We start from the raw sequence: 672 nt of genomic DNA on the forward strand, positions 1-672 counted from the left end.
TCCCTTATCAACATCCCGGGGCGCCCTACATAAGTTGAGTGCCGGACTTCCCGGCGGCCTTCGCCATCTTCGAACATGCGGGAACTCCCTGCCTGCCCGGCTGCGGTTTTGCGGGCGCAGTCGCTCCCAAACGGTAGGCGGAGAACCCTGCCTACCCTTCCCTGGGTAAGGGTGAGAAAGAGGCCGCTGCCCGGTGAAACAATAAGTTGCTTATTAGTTATAAATGCCGCTGCATAGTGAAGTAACTGTTGCTCCGAGGTTACGGGCGGAAACATTGTAAACTCCGTTCAGTTGAAATCACTGAACCCGGCCAAATCGCCGTCCGTGGCTCAATGGCCGGGTTTCCGGCATCCGTGCCGGAAACAGTGATTTCAAGCCCTCACTGTCGTTAACACTGTTTAACCGCCCTCCACCAAGTCGCAACCTATTGCTTCACTATGCAGCGGCTTTTTGCAGCTTTGGAGTAACGGCTGTTTTTCATTAGTGGCAGCTTCCGGTTACTCCCGGCCAGGCCGGGTGTAAATATCATCATACATATTCCCCAGGATGATGACGGAGTCTTCTTCACAGATTTCCAGTTCTCCCGCCATGCCGAAGTTGTTTATGTTGCTCACGGTCACGTAATACCTGCCCTTGTCAATATTTTCTTCTGTGGCGCTGTAATTGTTCAGG

At 53.1% G+C, this 672-nt stretch carries 1 protein-coding gene and 1 pseudogene; both read right to left on the reverse strand.

What is annotated here, in order from left to right:
- Positions 1–275 (reverse strand): annotated as a pseudogene (locus Tfer_RS15745) (hypothetical protein); the annotation flags it as partial.
- Between the two features lie 22 nt (positions 276–297).
- Complete coding sequence (locus tag Tfer_RS17215) at positions 298–423, reverse strand: hypothetical protein (protein WP_282432082.1); 126 nt, start codon at positions 421–423, stop codon at positions 298–300.
- Positions 424–672 lie beyond the last annotated feature (249 nt).

The organism is Thermincola ferriacetica, from assembly GCF_001263415.1.
GTDB lineage: Bacteria > Bacillota > Thermincolia > Thermincolales > Thermincolaceae > Thermincola > Thermincola ferriacetica.